The organism is Azorhizobium caulinodans ORS 571 (assembly GCF_000010525.1).
Classification (GTDB): domain Bacteria; phylum Pseudomonadota; class Alphaproteobacteria; order Rhizobiales; family Xanthobacteraceae; genus Azorhizobium; species Azorhizobium caulinodans.
In genome coordinates, this window is the sequence record NC_009937.1 from 3,753,569 (window position 1) to 3,779,342 (window position 25,774).

The window sequence follows — 25,774 nt, forward strand, 5'->3', positions numbered from 1 at the left end:
CGAAACGCCCCGAAGCTCTGCAGATGGGTGCGGAGCTGCGCGTGGCTCTCGTAATGGTCGCGCTTGACGGTCGCGTCCTTCAGGATCCGGTTCATTCTCTCGACCTGACCATTGGTCCAGGGATGGTTCGGCTTCGTCAGACGATGCTCGATGCCGTGCTCGTCGCAGGCCCGATCGAACATGTGCCGGCTGCAACGGGCGGTCGGACCTGATCGGCTGCGCGGTGCATCGCAGAACTGCTGGCCGTTGTCGGTCAGCACCGTATGGATCGTCGTCGGGCTGACTTCGTAGCGCTTCGCCAGGGCCTTCTGGCTCTGAACGAATCTGAACCTTAGACATAAAGTCGCAGGTTCGTGGCCATGGCGCACTGTGGAGGGGAATTGGCGGAATTTGGCGCGCCCCACCGGGTGAAGATGACAACTACGTTTACTCCATAGCCCTATAAATCAGGGTTTGGAAATTGACCGGAACCAATGGGATTACAATGAGTTCCGGTCTATTCGTTTTCACCATGTGTTTCTACGGACCCGGCGCTACAGCGCCGGGACATTGCCACTGGCGGCTCTCCACGGCGCAACGAGTAGCGCATTCGCTTCGGGCCGGCAGTTTGTTCAGACATCCATGATTTTGCGGCAGCCAGCGGTTTTCAGCGGAATTTATGTGGCTATCGGCGGCAATTCGGATGTTGGGCGCTAGAGCAGATTCCGATCAATATGCATCGTATCCGGCAGCGGCGAAGTAGTTGGCGCATTCGGCGGGCGTGAAGGTGTCGATGGCGGCACCGATGGCGCGGGACAGATCGTCGACGGTGCGTGCAGCGGCTTTGCGCAGGAGTGCTTTCAGCTTGGCGAAGGCGTTTTCGATCGGATTGAAGTCGGGCGAGTAAGGCGGAAGGAAGAGCAGCCGGGCGCCCCTTGCCTCGATCGCCTCCCGCGCCACGACGCTTTTGTGGGCGGGCAGGTTGTCCAGGATCACAACGTCGCCCCGTTTCAGCGTCGGAGCGAGTACCCGGGCAACCCAGGCCTCGAACCACGCCCCGGTCATCGGTCCGTCGATGACGAGCGGTGCGGTCATGCCCGAGAGCCGCAAAGCCCCGACGAACGTGGTCGTCATCCAGTGTCCGTGCGGTACAGCCATGCGCAGCCGTTCGCCGCGTGGAGCGCGTCCATAGCGGCGTGCCATCTTCGTACTGGCACCTGTCTCATCGACGAAGATCAGCGTTTCCGGATCGAGGTCGAGCTGACCATCGAACCAGGCTTCACGCGCGCTCAGGATGTCGGGGCGGTCCTGCTCGCTCGCATGGCCGGTCTTTTTTTGCGCGTATGCCCGTGGCGGGCGAAAAAGCGCCACAGGGTCGATACTGCAACCGCGATCCCTTCGGCGGCCAGCCCCTCGCGCAGCTCGGCAAGAGTGATGTCCGGAGCCGCCTCGTACAGCGCCCAGATGCGCGCCGCCTTGGCCTCGGTCGTGGCCGAGCGCGTGTCACCGCCCTGTGGCTTGGCCGCTGGCTTTCCCTGATCGCGCTGAAGTGCCGCCCACCTCACTGCACTGGCTGCGCTGACCCAAACCGCGCCGCGGCCGCCCGGCGCGACATGCCCTGCGAAATGGCACCAACAACTCGCTCGCGCAGGTCCATCGATAACGGCTTGCCCATCTGACCGGCCTCCCCTCGCCGGAAACGAGCATGAATCAGACTTCACTCCCTTTGGGAATCCCTCAGCGATTCACGCTGATCGGATTTTGCTCTAGGCTCAGGACTCATTGATTGATCCAGAAGATGACGGACGCGGCGAGTGCGATGGCGGACATGAAGGCATGTGCGCATCGGTCATAGCGGGTGTGGATGCGCCGCCAGTCCTTGAGGCGGCCGAACATGTTTTCGATTTTGTGGCGACGCCGGTAGAGGGTTGCATCATGGGGGATCGGCAATTTGCGCCCCTTGCGTGACGGGATGCAGGCGGCGGTGCCGCGTGCGGCGAGCGCGTGACGGAACCAGTCGGCGTCATAGCCGCGATCGGCAAGCAGCACCGGAGCGGGTGGCATCGCCTCGAACATGAGGGCCGCTCCCTTGTAGTCGCTCATCTGCCCTTCGGTGAGCAACATGACGCGGGGACGACCACGATCATCGCAGACGGCGTGCAGCTTGGAGTTCAGCCCTCCTTTGGTGCGCCCGATACATCGGGGAAAAGCCCCTTTTTGAGCAGGCTGGCTGCCGTCCGGTGCGCTTTCAGATGCGTGGCGTCGATCATCAACTGATCTGGCAGCCCGCCCTCGGCTACCAGCCCCGCAAAGATGCGGTTGAACACCCCCATCCGGCTCCAGCGGATGAACCGATTGTAGATCGTTTTGGGCGGACCGTATGCCGCTGGCGCATCCCGCCAACGCAGGCCGTTGCGGATCACGAAAATGATGCCGCTCACGATCCGCCGATCATCCACGCGCGGCACACCATGCGACAACGGAAAGTACGGCTCGATCCGCTGCATCTGCTCATCCGTCAGCCAGAACAGGTCACTCATCGGCGGCTCCTCCGCCGCCAATGAATCAACCCGCAACACATCACGCAAGCCGTTTAATGGGTCCTGAGCCTAGGTCACTCGGCGGCGTCCAACTCGTCATCCAACGAGACGACTTCAATCGCCGGACCTTTGAACTCAGGCGGTTTAGATTTCGTAGGAGCCATCCATGACTGCACTTTTCCTGCGGCCTCGTCGGCTTCGAATTGCTTGGCGACTTCGGCAAGAGGGTGACGGAAGAAATGCTGGTTGAGAGCGTCGGCAAGGGCCTTCTCTTTGCCCGCCCTCGCCAGCGCCAGAACCGCATCGCCGTCCTTCCAGTCGATCTTCGCCTTTACGCGGCGGACCTGTTCCTCTTTCAGTTTCGCCAGCGCATCAGGTGCGATGCTGCCACTCGTCCAGATTTCGAAGCGCTGCTCTGCCTCGCGTAAATACCCGTGCTGAGCGTAATGAGCGCGGAATGTGGGAATCTTCGCGAGCCATTCCTCCACCTCTGCCAGACTCAACGCACCGCCCGGCTCCTTACCTTTGCATTCAATGGCCGTGACGATTGCGTTCTGGTTGGTGATCGTCTGAACGTCGATATCCGCTGTCTTCCCGGTGCTCGGGTCTTTGGCGGTGACGCCCATATCCATCGTCATGGCTGTGCGCCTTGCAAGATAGCCCGCCACCATCTCAAACAGGATGCCCCGAAGGTTCTTGTTGCGTCCTTCGATATCAAACAGGTTGTTCAACAGCATGGTGAGGCGTTCGGGGCTCGATGACGCATATTTCGCGGCATTCTTGAGCACTTCGCAGAGCGAGGCGATTGCCTCCCCGACACGCCTCCCGAACAGGTCTTTGGGGGTTGCCAGCATAACGCCCGCCGCATGTCCTGCGGTCATTGCTTCGCCCGTGAAGCCTTCCGCGACGATGATCGACAGAATGCCGATATCCTTGAAGCTGGCTTTGAGAACGCGAGCTTTGCGGATGAAGAACTGAATCTCATGGACGGTCAAAATGCCTTCGGCGAAAACGTCCGCCACAACGAAACCCGGTTTGCTTGCCGATCCCTGCAACGGTAGGAGATAGCTCGGCCCGGCAAGATCGAATGCGAAAGGCCCGATCGGCTTCAAGTCTTCGTCGCCCCGGATGCGGATGGCGTTGTAGCTCGCGAGGCCAATTTTTCGGCACCATTCGCGCAGGCCATCCAGCAAGACACGTTCCGTAATGTCCCGCGCCCGCATGGCAGCGGGTGTGCCCATGGCCAAGCTCGGAGCCGTGTGGAAACAGCGGCCATATTCCGGGTCGTGGAATTCCTTGAGGAAGTCGGACTTTATGAGACGCCTGGCGACCGTATCAGCCGGGACTTGCCCGGTCTTAGGCCTGACCGTCGCACCGCTTACAACCGCGAATTGCTCGACAGGAATTATGCCGCCTCGAGCGATCACGCCGTCGATAGCCGCCGCCGTAATCGAATTGGTTTCGCGGAGATCGCGCAGGAAATTTTGCCAGAACCGTTCGCCGTTGCGGTCCTTCTCCAGATAGAGGAACGCCTCGCGTTTAGGCAGGAGCGGAACGGGAAAGCTGCGGACCGGCGGCTTGGCTCGCGATACGCGTTGACGCGCTGCCTCTGCGGATAAACCAGATGCGACAAATGCCTCAACGATCCGTGAGGAACGTGAGGGACCATGCTCGGAAAGGTACTGCGCAACGCTGGCCATAGGGCATGTCACACTACTTAATTTATTAATTCAAGTACCTTCACGGCCTCGTTTTTCGACGATGTGTTCAGAATTGTTTTAAATCAATGGCTTAGATGGCTGTTTCTGGGTCCGATTTTTTGGTCTCTGTCACAATGGTTTTTTGGAGGCGGGCTTTTGGCCTGCTTTCGCGCCCGAAAATAGGTGCCTGGCACCGCCATGTTCCGTAAAGCGTCACTTTACAGGAAACGTTACGTCCGATACGCTGCATCCGAATCGATGAACATTCAACGGGCAGCGCGATGACCGATGAGCATGACCTTCGGCTGAAGACGCCCGCCCATCCTGGCGGTTTCGTCAAGCATGAGGTGCTGCAACCGCTCGGCTTGTCCGTGACCGAGGCGGCAGAGGCGTTGGGGGTTACGCGACCGGCCTTGTCGGCGCTTCTGAACGAGCGTGCGCACCTGTCGCCGGAAATGGCGATCCGGATTGAAAAGGCCTTCGGCGTACCGATGGAGACGCTGATGCGCATGCAGAACAGCTACGACATTGCGCAGGCCCGCAGGCGGGAAGCGGAGATCAAGGTCGAGCGATACACAGGAATGAATACGAAGGGTCGAGCATGACGGAGCTGAGTTTCAAGGGCAAAGAGTTTGTCTATAACCACCATCTGGCGGTGCCCTTCCGTCCGCTGGTGCCCGATGAAAGCAAGGGCATTGGCCCGGTTGCGCTCGACGGCAATCTCGTCGTTCACGGCGACAATCTGCACGCTCTGAAGGCGCTCCTGCCGCTTTATGCGGGCAAGGTAGATTGCGTGTATATCGACCCGCCCTACAATACCGGCAAGAGCGATTGGTCATATAACGACAAAGTCAATTCGCCGGTGATTCAGGAATGGCTCGATAGCAATCCGATCACCGTCGATGACACGCTTCGGCATGACAAGTGGGCGTGCATGATGTGGCCGCGCCTTCAGCTCTTACGCGACCTCATGAAGCCGGGGGCAGTCATTTTTGCGAGCATCGACGATAACGAGGTCGCTCTGTTCAAGCATCTTCTGCACGCCACATTTGGCGACAATAACAATCCGAAAAGCAACCCTCATCTTGGCACCATTATCTGGAAGAATGCGACAGATAATAATCCAACGAATATCGCAATTGAACATGAGTATGTTCATGTATTTTGCTTGGAGCGGGATGGCGTTGCACCTATCTGGAGTTCTCCGTGGTCGGACCTGAAAGATTGCCTTCTTGCGAAGGAACAGGAGCTTTTGGCCGCTAACTTAAGCGATGATGAGCTTTCATCACAATATACGGAATGGTTTAGACTGCATAAGCCGCAACTCGGCCCCTTGCAGGAGTATAATCAGATCGACCGGGGCGGGATTTTCACTGCCTCGCGAAGCGTCCACAACCCGGGCCGTGAGGGTTATCGCTGGGATTTAATGAATCCCAAGACCCAGAAACTGGTGCCGCAACCGCTCATGGGATACCGCTTTCCTGAAGACACCCGCGACGAGTTGCTTGCGCAGGACCGCATCATTTTCAGCGACGATCCCGATCAGCTCATCCGCCTCAAGACCTACGTGAAGGACTACAAGGAGAAGATGCCGGGGATCATTGAAATAGATGGTCGGCGCGGCGCGAATGAGCTGAAAAAGATTTTCCCAGAGTCGAAGCAAGCCTTCAAGAATCCAAAGACCTACACGCTTATTGAGTGGCTTCTTTCATACACCGCTGGCCCGGATGCTGTCGTTCTCGACTCATTTGCTGGCTCCGGAACGACGGCGCAGGCGGTCATGAAACTGAACGAGAGGGATGGCGGAAATCGGAAGTTTATCCTTGTCGAAATGGAAGATTATGCCGACGAACTGACGGCAGAGCGTGTTCGCCGCCTTATCCAGGGCGTTCCGACTTCAAAGGACGACGAGTATAAAACCGGCCTCGGCGGCACCTTCACCTATTGCACTCTCGGCGATCCCGTGGAGCTGGATAAGGTGCTGAGCGGTGAAACCCTGCCGCCCTATGCCGGTCTCGGCGCGGCACTGTTCCACATGGCGACCAATCGCGCGCTCGATCCCGCAGCCGTGCGGGAGGATGATTTCTATCTCGGTGCCATAGAAGGCCAGCATGTCTGGCTGATCTACAAGCCCGATCTCGACTGGCTGAAATCGCCGGAAGCGGCACTGACGCTGGCGCGCGCCAAGGCATTCGCCGCCTCCGATCCGGACAAGCGGCACCTTGTCTTCGCCCCGGCGCGTTTCGTGAGCCAGAAGATGCTGGCGGAACAGAACATCCCTGTGGAGTTCGTGCCGCTGCCCTTCGCGCTTTACCGCATAGACCGGAGCTGACGCCATGTTTCGCCAGCTCGATTATCAGGACCGCGTGCTCTCTACGCTCGATGCCTATCTCGACCTTTTGAAGGAGAAGAAAGCACGTGCAGACAAGGTGGCAGCGCTCGCCGAACAAGACCCTGACCTTGGCCTCGCCATTCCGGATTTTGCGAAGGACGCTTGGGAAGCGATGAAGGCTGCGAACAAGCTGCCCGCTTCGCGCGCGGCTATTCCGTTCTCGCCGCGCATGGACGGCTGCGAGCGGCCAGTGCCCAACGCCGTGCTGAAAGTGCCTACCGGCGGTGGCAAGACTTGGCTCGCCGTCTCTGCGGTGTCGCGGGTGATGGGCCGCTATCTCGACCGCAACACCGGCTTCGTCCTGTGGATCGTGCCGAACGAGGCGATTTATACGCAGACGCTCAAGCATCTGAAGGATCGCCAGCACCCCTATCGCCAGGCGCTTGACCGCGCGGCGGCGGGGCGTGTGAAGATCATGGAGAAAACTGACCGGCTCGATGCGCGGGACGTGGAAAGCAATCTCTGCATCATGCTGCTGATGCTGCAATCCGCAAACCGCGAGACGCAGGATTCCCTGAAAATGTTTCAGGACCGGGGCGACGTGCATGGCTTCTTCCCGCCCGAAGGCGAACAACAGGCGCATCAGGCCGTCATCGACCGCACGCCGAACCTCTCCGCCTATACGGGCATGTTCCCGATGGTGAAGGACTCCCTCGGGAACGCCCTTCGGATCATCCGGCCCGTGGTCGTGATGGATGAGGGCCACCGCGCCATTTCCGATCTCGCTTTCGGCACGCTTTACGGATTCAACCCGTGTTTCGTGCTGGAGCTGACGGCCACGCCGCAGGATGTGCAGCCGCGTGGCGGCCGCAATCCGCGCGAAGGCCGCTATGCCAATGTGCTGGTGGAAGTGACGGGGCGCGAGCTGGACCGTGAAGGCATGATAAAGATGCCGCTCAACCTTGATCCCCGGCAGGGCAATGACTGGAAGGCGACGCTGAACGCGGCGCTTGCCAAGCTCAACGCGCTCGATGCCGAAGCCCGGCAATTGCGGGCCGATACGGGCCGCTATATTCGCCCGATCATGCTGATCCAGGTCGAGCGCACGGGCGCGGATCAGCGCGAAAGCGGCCATATCCATGCGGAAGATGTAAAAGACTGGCTCCTGACGGCGGGTTTCGACCAGGCGGAAATCGCGATTAAAACCGCCCAGCAAAACGACCTCAACGATCCCGAAAATCAGGACCTGCTCTCGCCCACCAACCGGGTGCGGGCGATCATCACGAAACAGGCGTTGCAAGAAGGTTGGGATTGCCCCTTCGCCTATGTGCTGTGCAGCCTTGCGGCCAGCGCCAACCTCAAGGCCATGACCCAGCTTGTCGGCCGCATTCTCCGCCAGCCCGGCGCGCTCAAAACGGACGTTGAAGCGCTCGATGAGTGCCACGTCATCACGCATCACGCCGATACTGCGACGGTCGTCGGTGCCATTAAAGACGGCCTCGAACAGGACGGCCTCGGCGATCTGGTCCTGCGCGTGACGCAGGACGACAAGAGCGGGACCGGTAAGACTGCCCGCACGATCAATCGCCGCCCGGCTTTCGCCTCCACGGAAATCTACCTGCCCAAGGTGATGGTGGTGGAAAGCGGCGACGCGCGCGAGCTGGACTACGAGACGGATGTGCTTTCCGCGCTCGACTGGCGGGGCTTCGATCCGCAGGACATCGCGGATCGGGTGCCCGAAAACGCACAGGCGGCGGAAAGCCAGCTCCAACGGATCAGGCTTGCCGAGGACGGCGACGAATTGTTCGTCGGCGAGACTGTCGCCGCCAACGCGGAAATCCTCGCCTTCGATCCGGCGCATGCCGTCCGGATGATTTCCGACATCGTGCCGAATCCCTTCGTCGGCCGCGAGATTGTCGGCGCGACGGTTGCGGCCCTGCGGGCGCGGGGCTTCGATGACGCGAAGCTCGGCCTGCTCGCTAGCCTGATCGTGGAAGAGCTGCGCAAGGGCCTCGAAGCGGCGCGGAACGCGCGCGCCGAAGCCCTGTTCAAGGCCGAGGTAGCGGCGGGACGCATCCAGTTCCGCTTGCGGCTCGATGGCCGCAACTGGCGAATGCCGTTCAGCATCGAAACGACGGAACCGGAGAACGCGCGCCAGCTCCTGAACCGCGCGGGCGGCCCGCTCGAAAAGAGTCTTTTCGCGCCGGTCTACGAGAACGAGCTGAACAGCGACGAGCGGGATGTGGCGGTCTATCTCGACGGCGAAAAGACGCTGGCCTGGTGGCACCGCAATGTCGCGCGGACGCAATACGGCATTCAGGGATGGAAGAAGGCCAAAATTTATCCGGATTTCATCTTCGCCGTTCAGCGCGATGGCGAAGCGAAGCGGATCACGGTGCTGGAAACCAAGGGCGACCAGCTCGACAACCTCGACACGGCGTACAAGCGCGAGGCGCTGGCGTTCCTCTCGGACCATTTCGAATGGGACGAGGCAACTCCGGTCGGCGAGCTGGAACTGGTCAACAACGGCGAGACCGTGGAAGGCACCTTGATCCTGATGAGCGAATGGAAGGCGAAACTGCCCGCGTATCTCTGACGGCGCGGTATTGGGGGGGCGTATGGAATTTGATCCGGCATTGTCATTCTCGGACAACCTTGCCCGTTTCCGGGCGGAAGCGGAGCGCATCGATGCCGATTGCGCCCGCATTCTTTTCGACAATCTGGCCCTGCTGGCGCGCGAGGGTGATGCGACGCGCACCCGTCAGGCCGTTCAGGAGTTCAACCGGGCGGTCCTCGCCGCGCTCGACGGCCTGCCGGAAGGGCCTGCGGCATGAGCCGGTATTTTCTCGCCTCTGCCGCCATTGAGGGATTTCGCGGCATCAATAATGACGGCGATCCCCTCGTGCTGAAGTTCAAGCACGATGCCGTCAATTCCGTCCATGCGCCCAATGGGGTCGGAAAAAGCTCGATCTTCGAAGCGCTGCACTTCGCCCTGCACGGCACGGTGCCGCGCCTGGAAGGGATGCAGGACGCCGAACAGGGTGCCAGCTACATCGTCAACAAGTTCCATCCGGCGCAACAGGCGACGGTCGCCCTTGTTTTCAAGAGCGATGACGGCACGCCCGATGTGTCGATAACCGTCACCCGGACGGCGGCGGGCGGACGGGTCGTCACGTCTCCTTCCGGCCACGCCGATCCGGACAGCTTCCTCGCCGATCTTTGCGAGGATTTCGTGCTGGTCGATTACCCGCGCTTTGCCTCCCTCGTGGACTGCTCGGCCTTGGAGCGCGGGCGCTCCTTCGCCTCGCTGGTCGGCATGAGCCGGTATTCCCAGCTCCGGCAGGCGCTCGACGGGGCCAAGAACACCCGCAACATCAATGGCGATCTTGGGCTGTCCACGCTTTACACCGAAGTGACCGCCGAAAACCGCGCCTTGGGGGCCGTTGAACAGCGCATCCTCGCCGCACATCAGGAAGTAACCGGCGCGGCCGGCGGCCAGATGGCGGATACAGCCGCGCTGAAAGCGCAGGTGACGGCCGGACTGGCGGGCATCGCGCTTTTCGCGCCGTTGCTCGCCAACGCCTCGGTGATGGACTTCGATTTTGACGCCGCTGAAAAGATCGTCGATCAGGAAGAAGGCGGCGCGGCGCGGAAAACTCTCGACGGCCTCAACACCGCCGTCACGACGCTCGGCGGCTTGCAGGTCTCGGCGGCGGAACTTGCCGAGATCGACGCGCTGGTGACGGCGGCCAAGGCGCGCGACGATGCGATGCGCAAAGTCGGTGCCGCCAGCCTGCACGCCTTAATGAAAAGCGCGCTGTCGGTTGTGAACAGTGCGGACTGGCACGATCCGAAGGTCTGCCCTGTCTGCGAAAAGGCTGGCGACGGACCGCTTCAGGAACAACTGGAAGCGAAGATCGCGCTTTACGACGAGGCCGATCAGTTCGACGCGGAGCTGAAACGGCAGGTGCAGAGCGCGGGATGCGTTGGCAAGCTCCGGCAGCTTGAAGAGCAGGCGCGTCTTGGCGTTGTGGACGCTGATCGCATCGCGCCGGTCCTGACGCTGGCCGCGCGCCAGTCGTCGGTTTCGACGGCGGACCTGGAACGCGCACAAGATGCGCTTGGCACGCTCGAAGCGAAGCGGGTTGACGTGCTCGCGGCAATCAATGCCGAGATCGCGACGCTGCAAGCCAGCTTGCCGCCGTCGCTGGTCGCCGTCACCCGTGACCTGCCCCTATTGAGTGGTCCGGCTTGTGTCTAATGCATTGTGGGCCTGTTGGGCGCATTTGATGTTGGCGGCACCTGCGGCACGATAACGGCCGGTGCCGGAGGCTTGTAGCCGAGCGCGGAGTGTGGCCGCTCGGTGTTGTAGTGCCGGCGCCAGTCCTCGATGACGATCCTCGCCTCGGCCAGGCTGTAGAAGATCTCACCGTCGAGCAGTTCATCCCGGAGCTTGGAGTTGAAGCTCTCGCAATAGCCATTCTCCCACGGCGAGCCGGGCGCGATGAAGGCCGTCCTGGCCCCGACGGCCGTGATCCAGTCCCGCACCGCCTTGGCGATGAACTCCGGGCCATTGTCGGAACGGATATGGCTGGGCACGCCCCGCAGCACGAACAGGTCCGTCAGCACGTCGATGACCGCGGTCGAGTTCAGCTTGCGGTCAATGCGGATGGCCAGGCACTCCCGTGTGAACTCGTCGATCACGTTCAGCATGCGGAACTTCCGCCCGTTGTGGGTGCGATCCTCGACGAAGTTATAGGACCACACATGGTTGGGATGCTCCGGCCGCAGCCGCAGGCAGGACCCGCCGTTGAACCACAGGCGCCCCTTCTTCGGTTGCTTGCTTGGCACTTTGAGCCCCTCCCGCCGCCAGATCCGCTCGACCCGCTTCACGTTCACCACCCAGCCGGACGCCTGCAGCAATGCCGTGATCCGCCGATAGCCATAGCGACCGTATCGGGTGGCCAGTTCGATGATGTCCGCGGTCAGGCCCGCCTCATCGGCACGGCCCACTGGCACCTTGCGTTGCGTGGATCGATGCTGCCCCAGAACCCGGCACGCGAGCCGCTCCGATACGCCGAGCTTGGCCACGACGTGCGCGATGCAGCGACGGCGACGGGCGGGGCTTAGAAGTTTCCCGACGCGGCTTCCTTCAGGATCAGCTTCTCCAGCGTCAGGTCCGAAACCGCCTTGCGCAGCCGTTCGTTCTCCTTCTCCAGATCCTTTAGCCGCTTCACCTGGTCGCTCTTCAGCCCGCCGAACTCCTTGCGCCAGCGATAATAGGTGAACGCCGTCACCCCGATGGCCCGGATCGCCTCCGCAACCGGACGCCCCTGCGACACCAAAACGTCGACCTGCCGAAGCTTCGCGACGATCTCTTCCGGCTTGTGCTTCTTCTGCGCCATCGCGCCATCCTCCAAAGGCTCAAAAAGCCTACTTCACGGAGGACCACTTTTCAGGGGGCAGGCCACGCTCCTGACCGGCATTTGCTTCTGCGCCAAGTGCGGGGGCGCGATGACGCTACGCACCGGCCGGGGCAGCACGGGCGCGACATACCGCTACTACACCTGCTCCACCAAGGCGCGGCAGGGCGAGACCGGCTGCAAGGGCCGAACGATCCCAATGGACAAGCTGGACAACCTTGTCGCCGATCACATCGGGGATCGATTGCTCCAGCCCAAGCGGCTGGAAACAGTGCTCGCCAGCGTTATCGACCGCCGGCAGGAGCGCACCGAGCGCCGCCGCGAACATCTAGCCGAGCTTTACAGGCGAATCACGGAAACCGACCAGCGGCTCGGCCGTCTCTTTGACGCCATCGAAGCCGGCATGATCGACAAGGACGACGCCATGGCGAAGGAGCGCATGGCGAGCCTCAAGGCGTTGCGGGATCAAGCTGCCGCCGACGCTGAGCGCACGCAACTCGCACTCGACAGCTCAGGCAATCAGGGCGTCAGCCCCGACATGCTTAAGAGATTCGCCCGCAAGGCCCGTGAACGCATACGGCTCGACGATGGCGGCTACCGCCGCGACCACCTGCGCGCGCTGGCGCAGCGTGTCGAGGTCGCAGACGACGAGGTTCGCATCATGGGATCGAAGTTGGAATTGCTGCGAACGCTGGTCGCCGCTTCAAGCGTAGAAAAGGCGGCGTTCGGCGTTCATAGTTCTGTTCTGAAATGGCGCACCCGGCACGATTCGAACGTGCGACCTTTGCCTTCGGAGGGCAACGCTCTATCCAGCTGAGCTACGGGTGCCGCGGGCACCGCCGCGCGGGCGATGCAGGCCGTTCATACGGCAAGTCGGGCCGGGCGGCAACCGGCTGGCGCGCCACCCAACGCTTTCCACAGCCCCGGCTCTTGCCGGGGCAACGCCCTGCCCCGCGCCGGGGGCAGGGGTAAGCCGCCTTCAGCGGGGGGCAGGCGCCCGGGACGCGAGGATCTCGCGCTTTCCGGCATGGTTGGCGGGGCCGACAATGCCCTCCTGCTCCATCCGCTCCATCAGGCTTGCGGCCTTGTTGTAGCCGATCTGGAGCCGGCGCTGGATGTAGGAGGTGGACGCCTTGCGATCGCGCAGCACCACCGCAACCGCCTGCTCGTAATGGTCGCCCTCGTCGCCCATGGACGACTTGTCGAACACGGCGACATCGTCCTCCGCCGGAACCTCCTCGTCCTCCTCGGAGGTGACGGCATCGAGATATTCCGGCCGCCCCTGCGTCTTCAGATGGGCCACCACCTTCTCCACCTCATGGTCGGAGACGAAGGGGCCGTGCACGCGCATGATGCGTCCGCCGCCGGCCATGTAGAGCATGTCGCCCTGCCCCAGCAGTTGCTCGGCGCCCATCTCGCCCAGAATGGTCCGGCTGTCGATCTTCGAGGTCACCTGGAAGGAGATGCGGGTGGGAAAATTGGCCTTGATGGTGCCGGTGATGACATCCACCGAGGGGCGTTGGGTCGCCATCACCAGATGGATGCCGGCGGCGCGGGCCATCTGGGCGAGACGCTGGATGGCGCCCTCGATTTCCTTGCCGGCCATCATCATGAGGTCGGCCATCTCGTCCACGATGATGACAATGTACGGCAGGGAGGTGAGGTCCATCACCTCCTCCTCGCTCACCATCTCGCCGGTTTCCTTGTCGAAACCGCGCTCCACGATGCGGGTGATCACCTCGCCGTTCTCGCGCGCCTCGGCCACGCGGGCGTTGAAGCCGTCGATGTTGCGCACGCCGAGGCGGCTCATCTTGCGATAGCGCTCCTCCATCTCGCGCACGGCCCACTTGAGGGCGATGATCGCCTTCTTGGGGTCGGTCACGACGGGCGTGAGGAGGTGCGGGATGCCCTCGTAGACGGAGAGCTCCAGCATCTTCGGATCGATCATGATCAGGCGGCAGGCTTCCGGCGCGTGCCGGTAGAGCAGCGACAGGATCATGGTGTTGATGGCGACCGACTTGCCCGAGCCGGTGGTGCCTGCCACCAGAAGGTGCGGCATCTTGGCGAGGTCGGCGATCACCGCCTCGCCACCGATGGTCTTGCCGAGGCACAGGCCGAGCTTGGCACGCGCTTCGGCGAACGCCGGGCCGGCCAGCATCTCGCGCAGCCACACGGTTTCGCGCACCCGGTTGGGCAGCTCGATACCGATAACGTTGCGCCCCTCCACCACAGCCACGCGGGCGGAGATGGCGCTCATGGAGCGGGCGATATCGGCGGAAAGACCGATGACGCGGGATGACTTCGTGCCGGGGGCCGGCTCCAGTTCATAGAGCGTGACCACAGGACCGGGATTGGCGTCGATGATCTCGCCGCGCACGCCGAAGTCGCGAAGGATCTGCTGCAGGTGCTGCGAGCTCTGCTCCAGATATTCCTCGGAAAGGTCATAGGGCGGCTCCACCTGCGGCGGCTCGGCCAAAAGGTCGAGGGAGGGCAGTTGGTAGCCATCCATGTCCGACAGATCGGAATCCGCCAGCGTCTCGGCGACCGCCGGCACGGGAGCGGCCTCGGGGCGCCGCGCGGCCGGAACAGGCACGGGCTGCGGAGCAGCCTTCGGGGCCGCCACCGGTGCAGCGGGCACCGGCGCGGTCACCGCACCGAAACCGGCCTGGACGCTCTGCTGATAGAAGGACCAGCCGAGGCCCGCAAACCCGACCACCGGCGCCGGAGTGGCGGCGAGGGGCAGCGGCACGTGCGGCAGTTCACCCGCCCCATCGTCCTCGGCGACTTCGTCGAAGGCCTCACCTTGGAGGTCGGCTTCGTCCGCTTCCAGTTCCTCGTCCTCATAGCCCTCGTCTGCGAGGCCCTCGTCATCGAGGTCCTCATCATCGAGGTCCTCATCATCGCCGGCGTCGTCGTCCTCGGCGTCGAAATCGGACTCGGCTTCCTCCTCGAAGTCCTCGTCCTCTTCCTCGCTCAGATCTTCATCCTCGTCCTCGTCGTCCACCTCCTCGGCGTCTTCGTCGTCGAAATCCGCCTCGACCCCCTCGTCTACCTCATCATCCTCAAGGACTTCGGCTTCAGCCTCGGTGTCGTCCTCATCCTCATCATATTCGTCGACGGTCTCGTCGGCGTCCGTATCGGCCTCGAGTTCGCCCTCCTCATCCTCGAGGAGATCGTCCTCGGCGAAGTCTTCGTCGTCCTCAAGCATGTCCTCATGGTCGAGGGGCGAAATGTCCTGATCCTGCGCCGGTTCCGGCAGGGCGAGGTCACCAACGACAATGAGACTGCTCAGCGCCAGCAAGGTCTGAGGCACATCGTGAAGCGCGCAGGAGGCATCAGCCTCGGCGTCGTCCATCTCCTCGAATGCCTCGTCCTCGTCTTCCGCGAGCGTTTCCAGTTCGTCGGCATCCAACAGATCGTCTTCCAGGATCGCGTCCTCGTGGTCCATCAGCGCGTCTTCGTCCTCAACCTCTACGACGGAAAGCGCCTGCGCTTCCCCCTCCTCGACCAGCCCCTCCGGTGCCGTCATCCCGTCTTCGACCGCGCGCTCAGCCGCCTCGTCGGCGAGCGGGGCCGGATCGGCCACGGGCTCCGAAGCTGCGACCGGCGCCGATTCATGGTTAACGAGTGCCTGCTGAGGAGCGGGCACCTCGTCCACGTCATCTTCGACGGCGATGAAGGACCAGTTGCGCTCGGCGAAGGCAAAGCCCGATGCGGCCTCGTCCATGCGCTTGGGTTCCGCCCGCCGGGCCTGCGGCGCGGATGGGGCGGCGGGCGGCGGCACCGCCGGCATCTCGCCACGGGGTGCTGCGGGCTGGGTGGGCTTCTCGGCCGCCTTCGCGCGCGGGCGCAAGAGATATTCCGGGGTGCGCGTGAAGCGCGTGTTGGCATCGAGCGTGAAGGGCTTCAGCCAGCTCGGCACCAGTTCGTTGGCGATCCACGGGGTGACCGACACATGCGCCGTCGTGGACTGCATGCGCATGGCCGTGGAATCCGGATAGGCCAGGCCGCGGGAATCGCCAGTCGCCGGGCCTGCCGAGAAGCGGGGAAAGTTCGACTTCGGAGGAGGATTCGAAGAAGGCATGTTCATCCAGGGTCCAGCAGGCCGTTCGCTGGAACGGCTGGTTCCCCAAGGCTTAGCGCGGGTGCGTTAAGAGGAGGTTGGGGCCGCCTTCCGAAGCGGGAGTCATCCCCAGAGGCTACAGCGCCGCACGCCGACCGCACGCCCCCCCCCCCCCCCCCCCCGACGATCACCCGGCCGGCAAATTCACGCAACGTCACTACCCAGCCCGAAGACCGGTATCGGCTGGGTCGTAATGATCACCCCGTCACCGTTTGCCGCCAGGGCGGCCACTCCCGGTTTCCAAAGAAGACCGCAGCCAAGCGAAAGCGAGGCGAGATTGTGGCATACGAGTTGCAGAACTTGAATGTCTGCAAAGCATATGATCACAGAGCATCTCGTTTATCACGACCGCCCACCGGCCAGTCCTGATCGCGTTTGAGCCATATTTCAGCCCCTCGACCCGAGGTTGAACAGTAATTCCGAACTCAATACGAGCTGAACGTGTTGTCATTACGATTGAATGGCGGTAAAATAGGATCAACTGTCGTTTTGGGCTGCCTCGTGAAGGCGCTGGGCGGCACCACTTCCCTGAAGAGGAATTCACCTTGGCACCGCGTAAAGTAACCTCGTCCCGCGCCACCCCGGCGCGCGCTGCCCGCGAAACCAAGCGCTCAACGCCGGTCGAGGCCGCTGTGCCCGCCCCGGCGCCGAAGGCCGCCGGAACGCGCGGCGCCAAGGCTGCCGCAGGCAAGCCCGCCGCCCCCGCGAAGCCTGCGGCGCCCGCAAAGGCACCGGCCGCCAAAGCCGCCGCGACGCCCGCTGCGGCGAAGACGGCGTCGGCCAAACCAGCTGCGAAGCCCGCGACCAGCAAGGCAGCCAAGGCCGCTGCGCCGGCCGCCAAGGCACCTTCCGCGAAGGCCGCCGCGGCCAAGCCTTCTGCCAAGGCCGCCGAGCCCACCTCGAAGCCGGCCGCCAAGACTACGGCGAAGGCCGCTCCGAAGGCTGCCGTCTCGAAGGCCGCGGCGAGCGTGAAGGCCAAGGCGCCGGTTCCCGCGCCCGCCAAGACCGAGGCGAAGACCGCCGCCGCCAAGCCGGCCTCCACGAAGCCGGCTCCCGCAAAGGTTGCCACGAAGAAGGTGGCCACGAAGACCGCCGTCCCGGTGAAAGCCCCCGCCGCGAGCGCCCCGGCCCGCGCGAAGGTCGCTGCTACCGCCAAGGCCGTTCAGGAGGCTCTCCGCAGCCGCCTCGACCCGAAGGTCCGCCGCCAGATGATCCTGGATGCGGCCGTCGCCTTCTTCGCGGAGAAGGGCTTCGAGGCCCAGACCCGCGACCTCGCTTCGCGCCTCGGCATCTCTCAGGGCCTCATCTTCCGCTACTTCAGCACCAAGCAGGCGCTGGTGAATGCGGTCTATGAGGAGGTCTTCGTCCAGCGCTGGTCGAAGGACTGGGAAGCCCGCCTGAAGGATCGCGACATCCCGCTGGAGAAGCGCCTGCAGGACTTCTACGGCGCTTATCTCGAAGCGGTGGATGCCAGCCACTGGATCCGCATTTCGCTCTATGCTGGCCTTGCTGGCTCCGAGGCGTTCGCGCGCTATCTTGAGAACCACGGCAACCGCCTGCTCAAGATCATCCAGAAAGAAATCCATGCCCATCGTGGCCTGCCGGATCGCACCGGCCCGGACGCGCTGGACCAGGAACTCAGCTGGATGCTGCATTCGACCATCCTCTACGCCCTGGTGCGCAAGCATGTGAATGCTCAGCCGGTCGCTGAGGATCGGGGCGCGCTTGTCGCCCTCGTCGTCCGCACCGTGCTCGCGGGTGCCGCTGCCGGCACCGCCGCCGCGCTGGAAGCCGAAAAGGCCGCGGAGAAGGCCGCCAGGGTTGCCAAGCCTGCGGAAGCGCCGGCTGCCGAGGCCCCCAAGCCTGCCGCTCCTGCGGCCAAGGGCAAGGCCCGTGGGGCCCAGCCCGCTGCCGCTTCAGCCGCCCCCGCTTCGCGTGGTCGCGCCAAGGCTGCGGCGGCTCCCAAGCCCGTGGCTGCTCCCAAGGCGCCCGAGGTGCAGGCTGAACCGGCCAAGCCGGCTGCGGCCAAGGCTGCTCCGGCGAAGGCCGCTGCCACCAAGGCCGCGAAGCCGATCACCAAGGTCGGCGCCAAGGCGAAGGCCACCGAGAAGGCTCCGACGGAAGCGCCCGCGCTGGACCGTCGCCGCGCGGCGGCGCCTGCGCCCCGTCGTCGCGGCCGCTGATCGCGACGCCCGTTTGAAGACCAGCCGGCGCCTTTGGGCGCCGGCTTTTTAATTTCCATTGGCGAACCGCTGTTTCACTCCGATCCTGAAGGTCTGATAGGAAAGCAGGCCTTGCGCGGACGACGCGCCTTTCAAGTGGACGTTGCGATGCCCCCTTCCCTCACGCTCTATGAACTGACCGGCGCGGACGACGATCTGCGCTTCAGCCCCCACTGCTGGAAAATCCGCATGGCGCTCCTGCACAAGGGCCTCGAGGCGGATCGCCGTCCCTGGCGCTTCACGGAAAAGGACGCGATCGCCTTCTCAGGCGGCGCCACCGTGCCGGTGCTCGTCGATGGCGACAAGACAGTTACGGATTCCTGGCGCATCGCGCTCCATCTGGAAGAGCACCATGCGGATCGCCCGTCCCTCTTCGGGTCAGAGACGGGGCGTTCCTATGCCCGCTTCGTCAACAGCTATGCGGACACCGTTCTCGTCGCGCCGCTGCGCCATCTGCTGACGCTCGACATCCTGGCCCGTGTGCATGAGAAGGACCGCGACTATTTCCGCGCCTCGCGGGAGAAGCGCTTCGGCCAGCCTCTGGAAACCCATGCCGGCGATCCGGCCGTTCACATCCCGGCCTTCCGTGCGGCCCTGACGCCCGTCCGGACGGTCGTGGCCGAACAGCCGTTCCTCTCCGGCGCCGCGCCCGCTTATGCGGACTATTGCGCCTTTGGCGCCCTCATGTGGGCCCGCTGCGTCAGCCCGCTGCGCCTGCTGGAGAAGGACGATCCGGTTTACGGCTGGCGCGAGCGCATGCTCGACGCCTTTGGCGGCCATGCGCGGGCCGCCGCCTGCACCGAGCAGGACGCGTAACGATCACGGCCGGGGCAGCGTGATTTCCTGCGCCTCGGCCGTCCCGCCCGCCTTCGCATAGAGGCAGGCGAACGTGCCCCTGGCATTGTTCATGTGCGCCTGCGGCCAGCGCCCGCCGACAAGGATCAGCACGGAGGCCTCGAAGTCCACCGGCTGGCCCAGCGCACGAGCCTCCTTCAGCCCGCTCGCCTTGATGCAGGCGGTGCGGGCCCTGGCATGCAGCTCGGCCCAGGCATCGGGGCTCGAGGCTTCAGCCGGGGCGGCAAGAAACGCCAGAGCAAGTCCGGCGGCAGCAGCACCCCACGTGCGCTTGAAGCGTTGGCTCATCATGCTTTGGCATCCTCCAGGATCATGCGCGCGCCCTTTTCGGCGATCATGATGGTGGGGGAATTGGTGTTTCCTGAGACAATGGCAGGCATGATGGACGCATCCACCACGCGCAGGCCCGCGATGCCGAACACCCGCAGTCGCTCGTCCACCACCGCAAGCGGGTCCGAGGGCAGGCCCATCTTCGCCGTGCCGACGGGATGGAAGATGGTGGTGCCCACGTCGCCCGCCGCCTTGGCGAGCGCCGCCTCATCGGTATCGGAGACCTGAGGCCCCGGCAGCATCTCCTCCGGGTGATAGGGCCTGAGCGCCGGCTGCCCGACGATCCGGCGCGCCACACGGATGGAATCCGCGGCCACCTTGCGATCCTCTTCCGTATCCAGATAGTTCGGCCGGATTTCCGGCGGCGCCAACGGGTTCGGCCCCTTGAGGCGGATCGTGCCGCGCGAGGTGGGACGCAGGTTGCACACGCTCATGGTGAAGGCCGGATAGCGGTGCAGCGGCTCGCCGAACTTGTCGAGCGACAGCGGCTGCACGTGGAACTCGATATTGGCGCGCTCCTGCTCGGGGCCGGATTTCGTGAAGATGCCCATCTGCGAGGGCGCCATGGTGAGCGGCCCGCGCCGGAAGAGCGCATATTCCACGCCCATGCCCATGCGCCCGAACAGCGAATGATAACGCTGGTTGAGCGTGCCGATACCGGACACCTTGTAGATAAGACGCAGTTGCAGGTGGTCCTGCAGGTTCGACCCGACACCCGGCCTGTCGAGCACAACATCGATGCCCTTCGCCGCCAGATGCTCGGCCGGACCGATGCCCGACAGCATCAGCAATTGCGGCGAGCCAAGCGCCCCTGCGGCCAGGATCACCTCCCGGCGGGCGTTGAGCGTGCGCAGGCCGTCCTTGCCCCGCACGCGAATGCCGGTGGCGCGCTTCTCGTGCACCAGCACCTTCTCCACGTGTCCCGTGGTAATGAGGTCGAGGTTAGGCCGGTTGAGCACCGGTTTCAGGAAGCCGCGCGCGGCGCTCCAGCGCAGGCCCCGCTTCTGGTTCACGTGGAAGTAGCTGGCGCCTTCATTGTCGCCCGTATTGAAGTCGTCGATGGCGCGGATGCCATCCTCGTCCGCGGCCTGCCGCACCACGTCGAGCAGCGGCCAGGTGATGCGCGGGAACTCCACATGCCATTCCCCGCCCTTGCCGTGATGGGGGTTGGGGCCGAGGAAATGGTCCTCATGCGCCTTGAAGAGCGGCTCCACATCCTCCCAGCCCCAGCCGGCAAGGCCGAGCTGGCGCCAGTGGTCGTAATCCGCCGCCTGCCCGCGCATGTAGATCATGGCGTTGATGGCCGAGGAGCCACCAATGGTCTTGCCGCGGGGATAGGAGAGCGCGCGGCCATTGAGCCCCGGCTCCGGCTCGGTCTTGAAGCACCAGTCGGCGCGCGGATTGCCGATGGCGAAGAGATAGCCCACGGGAATGTGGAACCAGATCCAGTTGTCGCGCCCTCCGGCCTCAACCACCGCGACCCGCACATTCGGATCGGCCGAGAGGCGGTTGGCCAGAACGCAGCCGGCGGATCCTGCGCCGACGATCACATAATCATAGGTTTCGCCCGAGCCGGTGGCCTGAGGCATCCCGCATTCCTCCCATGGGACTCATCCGGACTTGCGCCGGCTTGGCGCCGACTGTGGCGTCAGGCTGAGGCTTGGGCAAGGGCGACGAAAGGCGCGGGCGACGGACCGTTGGAAACGCTAGGGCAATTCGTCTTCGGACCGGGCATCCGCCGGGTCCTGCCCGAAGCGGCCCGCGAGGGCCGAACACGCCGCTGCGGCATCAATGAGGCCCCGGAGGTCCACCCCGTCGATCAGCGGGTCCGCGCCGCCGAGAGCGAGTTCGTCGAGCCGCCGCACCGCGGCTTCGATGCGCGAGAGGGCCTCCTCCCGCTCCTGTGCCGAGAGCGGCGTTCCATATTTCAGCAGCCGTCGGATTTGCAGTTCGTCCGTGGAAATCACGTTTGCAGATGAACCGGTCACGTCGGCAATCCCCCTTTTGCAATAGGAGACGCCCCCGCGAGTGTGTCGCGGGGGCGGAGCGCCCTGGAAATCAGGCCGCTTTAAGATCCAGCATGAAGCGTTCAACCACCTGCTTCAGATCGGACGCCTGCCCGGACAATCCCTCCGAGAGCGCCAGCAGTTCGGTGGACGCCGAGCCCGTGAGTTCGGCCGCCTGGCCGACGCCGGTTATGTTCTGCGTCACCTGCTGCGTGCCGTTGGCCGCCCGCTGGCAGTTCTGGGCGATCTCGCCGGTGGCAGCGCCCTGTTCCTCGACCGCGCCGGCGATGGAGGAGGAGATCTGCTTCATGTTGGCGATCACCCGCATGATCTCCGCCATCGAGGTCACGGTGCCTTGGGTGGACTGCTGGATTTCCGAAATCTTGGCGGAAATCTCGTCCGTCGCACGGGCGGTCTGGGAGGCGAGCTGCTTCACCTCGGAGGCGACCACCGCGAAGCCCTTGCCGGCCTCGCCGGCGCGGGCGGATTCGATGGTGGCATTGAGCGCCAGCAGGTTGGTCTGGTCGGCGATGCCCTTGATGAGCGAGATCACATCGCCGATGGCGGTGGCGGCGGTCGCCAGTTCCGAGATGCGGGCGTTGGAGGTCTCCGCTTCGGTGTAGGCGACATCCGCCACCTTGGCCGAGTGACTGACCTGACCGGTGATCTCCCGCACCGATGCCGCGAGTTCCTCCGAGGAGGCGGCGACCGTCTGCACATTGACGGCGGCCTCTTCGGCGGCTTCCGCGACCGCCTGGGCCTGGCGGGAGGTCTGCTCGGCGGTGGCGGAGAGATTGCGGGCAGAGCCGGCCACCTGATCGGAGGAGGCGGCGAAGGCGGAGGAGAGTTCCGTCATGCGGGAGACGAAGCTCTCGGCCAGCCTGTTGCGCCGGTCGAGCAGGCGACGCTCCTCGGCTTCCTGTTCCGCGCGGGCCCGGCGAACGGTCTCGGCCTCCGCGAGCTGGCCGCGCAGGACTTCGAGCGAGCCGGCCATGGCGCCGATCTCATCCTTGCGCTCAGTGCCTGCCACCGCCTGATCGAGCTTGCCTTCGCCAAGGCCCTTCATGACATCCATCATCACCCGGATGGGGGCGACGATGCCGCGGCGAACGGCGAAGACAGCCGCCGCCAGCACCACAAGCGTGGCCAGGGCAATGGCGGCCGGGGTGGCCTTGCTGGTGAAGTCGGCCTGCGCCGTCAGCTCACGCCCCTTCGCATGCATGCCTTCGTCGATCTTGCTGTTGAAGGCCACCATCTGGTCTGCGAGACGGCGCAGCGCCGGCTCGCAGACGCTCACCATCTGCTGGAGCGCCAGAGCATCATTCTCGGCCGTCTTCGGGCCTGTGGAGAGACGGACCGTCTCCCGGCAGTCGGCGCCAAGTATGCGATCGTGCTCCTTTCGGAAGCCCGCCATGGCGTCTGCGACGGCGGGGTAGGCCGTGGCAGCGTTGCTCAGCCGCTCATTGAAATTGCCGTAGTGGCGCTCCTGCGCCTTGCGCCCGAGTTCCACCTCATCCTGCGTGGTGGCGGCGATCGCCTTGTAGATGGCGGCAATTTCCTCGATCGAGGAACGGTTTGCACGCGAGATGCTCAGGATTGCCCGTGGCGGGCCTTCCAGAAGATCAGCGTACGTCCGATCCACGTCCTTCATGCTGTAAGACGCAAAAAGCGCGCCTGCCAAACTGACCACCCCGAGCAGGATGAGGAGAAGGCAAATCTTCCACGTCATGGGAATATGATTGTACATCGGATGCCCCCGCAGCCGTTAGAAAAACAACAGACATTACAGAAACGAACGTTCACTTAAGAACCTTTCCCGAAGCTTGCGCCAAAAAGCAAAAAATGAGCATGTTTGCCGCACGTGCAATTTACAATTTCATACAAATTTCCGAATTCATCGCTGCATACGAATATTCAGGAAGTGATACGAAAATCCGTCCCGTGATAGATGCAGATCAAACGTCCTTCATTAAGGGACCGCACACCCATGGGGTCGCCGTTTCGGACCTTGCAGTACCGGTCCGGCTCGGCATGACATTGCAATTTCGGGGCCGCCGACAGCGTGATCTCCGATTGATGATTTGGGCTCATGAACCCTAGCGATCGCATGGGCCTAATCCTGTGGCTGCCGGCGGCCTAACCTGACAGTGGCCCGGCGCATCCCCTCCCCATCCGTTGCTTCCCCCGCAGCCAGACGGGGACGGCGGTGCGCCGGTGCTGCGGACCTGAAGAGGACATGTGCATGTTTGGGACCATGCTGTACGGCAAGGGCGACGTGAGGTGTGAGGCGGTTCCGGAGCCGGAGATCCTCAAGCCCACGGACGCCATCATCAAGCTGTCCGCCAGTTGCATCTGCGGCTCGGATCTCTGGCCGTACCGGGGCCTGAATGACGTCACCGCGCCGATGGCGATGGGTCACGAATACTGCGGCATCGTCACGCAAGTCGGCAGCGCGGTGCGCACCGTGCGCCCCGGCCAGTTCGTGGTCGGCTCCTTCTGCCTGTCGGACAACACCTGCCCCCACTGCCGGTTCGGCTTTCAGTCTTCCTGCGAGCAGCGCGAATTCATGAGCGGCGCCCAGGCGCCCTACGCCCGCGTGCCGTTGGCGGATGGCACGCTGGTGGCGACCGACACGGTTCCCGACGATGATCTCCTCCCCAGCCTGCTGGCGACATCCGATGTGCTGGGAACGGGATGGTATGCGGCCGACGCGGCGCGCGTGCAGCCGGGCTCCACGGTCGTCGTGGTGGGCGACGGTGCGGTGGGCCTCATGGGCGTTCTCGCGGCCAGGCAGATGGAGGCCGGGCGTATCATCGCAATGAGCCGCCACAAGAGCCGCCAAGACCTGGCGCTGGAGTTCGGCGCCACGGACATCGTCTCCGCGCGTGGCGCGGAAGGGATTGCCGAGGTCAAGCGCCTGACCGGGAACGTCGGCGCGGACTCGGTGCTCGAATGCGTGGGAACGGGGGAATCCATGGCCCAGGCCATCGCCTGCGCGCGCCCCGGCGCCATGATCGGCTATGTGGGCGTGCCCCACGGCGTCGAACTCAATGGCGAACAGCTCTTCTTCTCGCAGACCGGCATGCTTGGCGGCCCAGCCCCGGTGCGCCGTTTCCTGCCGCATCTGATGGATCTCGTGCTGAGCCGCAAGATCAATCCGGGCAAGGTCTTCGACCTGACGCTGCCGCTGGAGGACGTGGCCGAAGGCTATCGCGCCATGGACGAGCGGCGGGCCATCAAGACCCTGCTTCGGGTCTGAGCCCATCCCACCATGGCCGGTCCGCGGGCGGCCATGGTGGGCACGGCCCCTGTCCTATCCGCGATGGCGCAGGGCCTCGACCAGCGCCACGAAAGCCGGAGAGGACTGGCGGCGGCTCGGATAATAGAGGTAGTAGCCGTCCCAATAGGGGCTCCAGCGCTCCAGCACGCGCACGAGTCGGCCCTTGGCCAGATGGGGAATGGCGAGTTCCTCGGGCACATAAGCGAGGCCGAAGCCGGCGACAGCCGCGTCCAGCGCATTAAAGATGTTGTTGAACACCAGCTGGCCCTCGACGCGGATCTTGAACTCGCGCCCCTCTTCCTCAAAGTCCCAGGCCCAGAGCCCCCCGGACGTCGGAAACCGGTAATTGATACAGCTGTGCTGCACCAGATCCTGTGGCGTGGCGGGCTCGGGACGCGAAGCAAAGTAGGATTTGGAGCCGACCACCGCGAAGCGGAAGTCCGGTCCGATACGCGCAGAGATCATGTCCTTGGCAAGCTGATCTCCCATGCGCACGCCCGCGTCATAACGCTCGGTGACGATATCGGTGAGGCCATTCTCCTGGAGCAGTTCCACCTTGATGTCCGGAAACTGCGGCAGAAAGGCCTTCAGCTTCGGCCACAGAACGCTGGAGATGGCAAAGTCCGGCGCGGAGATGCGGATGGTGCCCGCCGGCTTGTCCCTCAGGTCATTGAGCGCATCGACCTGCGCTTCGATCTCGTCGAAATGCGGGCCGATGCCCGCCAGCAGGCGCTCGCCCGCTTCCGTGGGGGAGACCGCGCGCGTGGTGCGGGTCAGAAGCCGCACGCCGAGCCGCGCCTCCAACTGGCGGATGGTGTGGCTCAGCGCCGACTGCGAGACTCCCATCTTCGCAGCGGCCCGCGTGAAGCTGCGCTCACGGGCGACCGCGAGGAACACCAGCAGATCGTTTACATTATCCCGTGGCACCTCGAACCTCCGGCCCTCCGGGCGCGCAGCGGCGGGACGTGATGCCTCCCGCGCGTG

The 25,774-nt window shown here is 63.9% G+C and carries 18 protein-coding genes, 1 tRNA gene and 3 pseudogenes; 9 read left to right on the forward strand and 13 right to left on the reverse strand.

The features are described from left to right. Positions 1–11 precede the first annotated feature (11 nt). The 4 genes and pseudogenes from AZC_RS26420 to AZC_RS16770 all read right to left on the reverse strand — a co-directional run. A pseudogene (locus tag AZC_RS26420) lies at positions 12–278 on the reverse strand (integrase core domain-containing protein); the annotation flags it as partial. A 430-nt stretch (positions 279–708) separates the two neighbouring features. Beyond that, positions 709–1,654: pseudogene (locus AZC_RS25150) on the reverse strand (IS630 family transposase). 104 nt (positions 1,655–1,758) lie between these two features. Continuing rightward, positions 1,759–2,519 (reverse strand): IS5 family transposase gene (locus AZC_RS25155; protein WP_148209868.1). Its coding sequence is split into 2 segments (ribosomal slippage): positions 1,759–2,186 and positions 2,186–2,519, totalling 762 coding nucleotides; the frame shifts between segments, so codons are not numbered across the junction. A 74-nt stretch (positions 2,520–2,593) separates the two neighbouring features. Continuing rightward, entirely contained in the window at positions 2,594–4,219 is a 1,626-nt protein-coding gene (locus AZC_RS16770) for a hypothetical protein (protein WP_043879509.1), read from the reverse strand. A 281-nt stretch (positions 4,220–4,500) separates the two neighbouring features. On the opposite strand from AZC_RS16770, the gene AZC_RS16775 reads away from it, so the two are divergent. The 5 genes from AZC_RS16775 to AZC_RS16795 are packed head-to-tail and all read left to right on the forward strand — an operon-like array spanning position 4,501 to position 10,812. Further along, a complete protein-coding gene (locus AZC_RS16775) occupies positions 4,501–4,824 on the forward strand; it encodes a HigA family addiction module antitoxin (RefSeq protein ID WP_012171781.1) in 324 nt (107 codons plus the stop codon). Next, the gene (locus AZC_RS16780) at positions 4,821–6,551 is read left to right on the forward strand and encodes a site-specific DNA-methyltransferase (RefSeq protein ID WP_012171782.1); all 1,731 of its coding nucleotides are present in this window, start codon (positions 4,821–4,823) and stop codon (positions 6,549–6,551) included. Before AZC_RS16775 ends, AZC_RS16780 begins: the two co-directional genes overlap by 4 nt. A 4-nt stretch (positions 6,552–6,555) precedes the next feature. Then, entirely contained in the window at positions 6,556–9,147 is a 2,592-nt protein-coding gene (locus AZC_RS16785; RefSeq protein WP_012171783.1) for a DEAD/DEAH box helicase, read from the forward strand. Positions 9,148–9,169: 22 nt separating this feature from the next. Continuing rightward, positions 9,170–9,385 (forward strand): hypothetical protein, encoded by a 216-nt coding sequence (locus AZC_RS16790; RefSeq protein WP_012171784.1) that lies wholly within the window; start codon positions 9,170–9,172, stop codon positions 9,383–9,385. Then, positions 9,382–10,812, forward strand: coding sequence for an AAA family ATPase (locus AZC_RS16795; RefSeq protein WP_012171785.1), 1,431 nt, complete (start codon positions 9,382–9,384; stop codon positions 10,810–10,812). The genes AZC_RS16790 and AZC_RS16795 overlap by 4 nt, the downstream gene beginning before the upstream one ends. Here the strand turns inward: AZC_RS16795 and AZC_RS16800 are convergent. Next, positions 10,809–11,956, reverse strand: a protein-coding gene (locus AZC_RS16800; protein ID WP_148209869.1) for an IS3 family transposase whose coding sequence is annotated in 2 segments (ribosomal slippage) — positions 10,809–11,692 and positions 11,692–11,956 — 1,149 coding nt in all. Because the reading frame shifts where the segments join, the coding sequence is not laid out codon by codon here. The two genes, AZC_RS16795 and AZC_RS16800, sit on opposite strands and share 4 nt — an antisense overlap. A gap of 109 nt (positions 11,957–12,065) precedes the next feature. Between AZC_RS16800 and AZC_RS26135 the strand changes: the two are divergent. Further along, a pseudogene (locus AZC_RS26135) lies at positions 12,066–12,149 on the forward strand (hypothetical protein); the annotation flags it as partial. Between the two features lie 153 nt (positions 12,150–12,302). Here AZC_RS26135 and AZC_RS26140 read toward each other — a convergent pair. The 3 genes from AZC_RS26140 to AZC_RS26145 all read right to left on the reverse strand — a co-directional run bounded on the left by AZC_RS26140 (position 12,303) and on the right by AZC_RS26145 (position 15,956). Further along, positions 12,303–12,470 (reverse strand): hypothetical protein, encoded by a 168-nt coding sequence (locus AZC_RS26140; RefSeq protein ID WP_244421730.1) that lies wholly within the window; start codon positions 12,468–12,470, stop codon positions 12,303–12,305. Positions 12,471–12,725: 255 nt separating this feature from the next. Further along, positions 12,726–12,802: transfer RNA gene (locus tag AZC_RS16810), tRNA-Arg, on the reverse strand. A gap of 151 nt (positions 12,803–12,953) precedes the next feature. Then, positions 12,954–15,956: a DNA translocase FtsK gene (locus tag AZC_RS26145; protein WP_244421731.1), complete on the reverse strand. Its 3,003-nt coding sequence runs from the start codon at positions 15,954–15,956 to the stop codon at positions 12,954–12,956. Between the two features lie 686 nt (positions 15,957–16,642). On the opposite strand from AZC_RS26145, the gene AZC_RS24500 reads away from it, so the two are divergent. Then, the gene (locus AZC_RS24500; protein ID WP_012171788.1) at positions 16,643–18,280 is read left to right on the forward strand and encodes a TetR/AcrR family transcriptional regulator; all 1,638 of its coding nucleotides are present in this window, start codon (positions 16,643–16,645) and stop codon (positions 18,278–18,280) included. 147 nt (positions 18,281–18,427) lie between these two features. Continuing rightward, a complete protein-coding gene (locus tag AZC_RS16830) occupies positions 18,428–19,135 on the forward strand; it encodes a glutathione S-transferase family protein (RefSeq protein WP_043879510.1) in 708 nt (235 codons plus the stop codon). A gap of 3 nt (positions 19,136–19,138) precedes the next feature. Here AZC_RS16830 and AZC_RS16835 read toward each other — a convergent pair whose 3' ends face one another. From AZC_RS16835 to AZC_RS16850, 4 genes are all read right to left on the reverse strand, one after another. Continuing rightward, the gene (locus tag AZC_RS16835) at positions 19,139–19,465 is read right to left on the reverse strand and encodes a hypothetical protein (protein WP_012171790.1); all 327 of its coding nucleotides are present in this window, start codon (positions 19,463–19,465) and stop codon (positions 19,139–19,141) included. After that, complete coding sequence (locus AZC_RS16840; protein WP_012171791.1) at positions 19,462–21,093, reverse strand: GMC family oxidoreductase; 1,632 nt, start codon at positions 21,091–21,093, stop codon at positions 19,462–19,464. Before AZC_RS16840 ends, AZC_RS16835 begins: the two co-directional genes overlap by 4 nt. A gap of 117 nt (positions 21,094–21,210) precedes the next feature. Then, positions 21,211–21,492 carry a hypothetical protein gene (locus tag AZC_RS16845; protein ID WP_012171792.1) on the reverse strand — a complete coding sequence of 94 codons (282 nt, stop codon included), beginning with the start codon at positions 21,490–21,492 and terminating at the stop codon, positions 21,211–21,213. A 70-nt stretch (positions 21,493–21,562) separates the two neighbouring features. Next, positions 21,563–23,152 carry a methyl-accepting chemotaxis protein gene (locus tag AZC_RS16850; RefSeq protein ID WP_158304133.1) on the reverse strand — a complete coding sequence of 530 codons (1,590 nt, stop codon included), beginning with the start codon at positions 23,150–23,152 and terminating at the stop codon, positions 21,563–21,565. Positions 23,153–23,752: 600 nt separating this feature from the next. On the opposite strand from AZC_RS16850, the gene AZC_RS16855 reads away from it, so the two are divergent. Beyond that, a complete protein-coding gene (locus tag AZC_RS16855; RefSeq protein ID WP_012171794.1) occupies positions 23,753–24,769 on the forward strand; it encodes a zinc-dependent alcohol dehydrogenase family protein in 1,017 nt (338 codons plus the stop codon). A 54-nt stretch (positions 24,770–24,823) separates the two neighbouring features. On the opposite strand, the gene AZC_RS16860 is transcribed toward AZC_RS16855, so the two are convergent. Continuing rightward, positions 24,824–25,717 (reverse strand): LysR family transcriptional regulator, encoded by an 894-nt coding sequence (locus tag AZC_RS16860; RefSeq protein WP_012171795.1) that lies wholly within the window; start codon positions 25,715–25,717, stop codon positions 24,824–24,826. Positions 25,718–25,774: the final 57 nt, after the last annotated feature.

Bases quoted from the DNA above. Each gene is read 5' to 3' on its own strand.
- AZC_RS16775 (WP_012171781.1), top strand. From the start codon at position 4,501: ATGACCGATGAGCATGACCTTCGGCTGAAGACGCCCGCCCATCCTGGC.
- AZC_RS16830 (WP_043879510.1), top strand. From the start codon at position 18,428: ATGCCCCCTTCCCTCACGCTCTATGAACTGACCGGCGCGGACGACGAT.
- AZC_RS16855 (WP_012171794.1), top strand. From the start codon at position 23,753: ATGTTTGGGACCATGCTGTACGGCAAGGGCGACGTGAGGTGTGAGGCG.
- AZC_RS16770 (WP_043879509.1), bottom strand. From the start codon at position 4,219: ATGGCCAGCGTTGCGCAGTACCTTTCCGAGCATGGTCCCTCACGTTCC.
- AZC_RS16790 (WP_012171784.1), top strand. From the start codon at position 9,170: ATGGAATTTGATCCGGCATTGTCATTCTCGGACAACCTTGCCCGTTTC.
- AZC_RS16840 (WP_012171791.1), bottom strand. From the start codon at position 21,093: ATGCCTCAGGCCACCGGCTCGGGCGAAACCTATGATTATGTGATCGTC.
- AZC_RS16785 (WP_012171783.1), top strand. From the start codon at position 6,556: ATGTTTCGCCAGCTCGATTATCAGGACCGCGTGCTCTCTACGCTCGAT.
- AZC_RS16835 (WP_012171790.1), bottom strand. From the start codon at position 19,465: ATGATGAGCCAACGCTTCAAGCGCACGTGGGGTGCTGCTGCCGCCGGA.
- AZC_RS16795 (WP_012171785.1), top strand. From the start codon at position 9,382: ATGAGCCGGTATTTTCTCGCCTCTGCCGCCATTGAGGGATTTCGCGGC.
- AZC_RS26145 (WP_244421731.1), bottom strand. From the start codon at position 15,956: ATGCGCATGCAGTCCACGACGGCGCATGTGTCGGTCACCCCGTGGATC.
- AZC_RS16780 (WP_012171782.1), top strand. From the start codon at position 4,821: ATGACGGAGCTGAGTTTCAAGGGCAAAGAGTTTGTCTATAACCACCAT.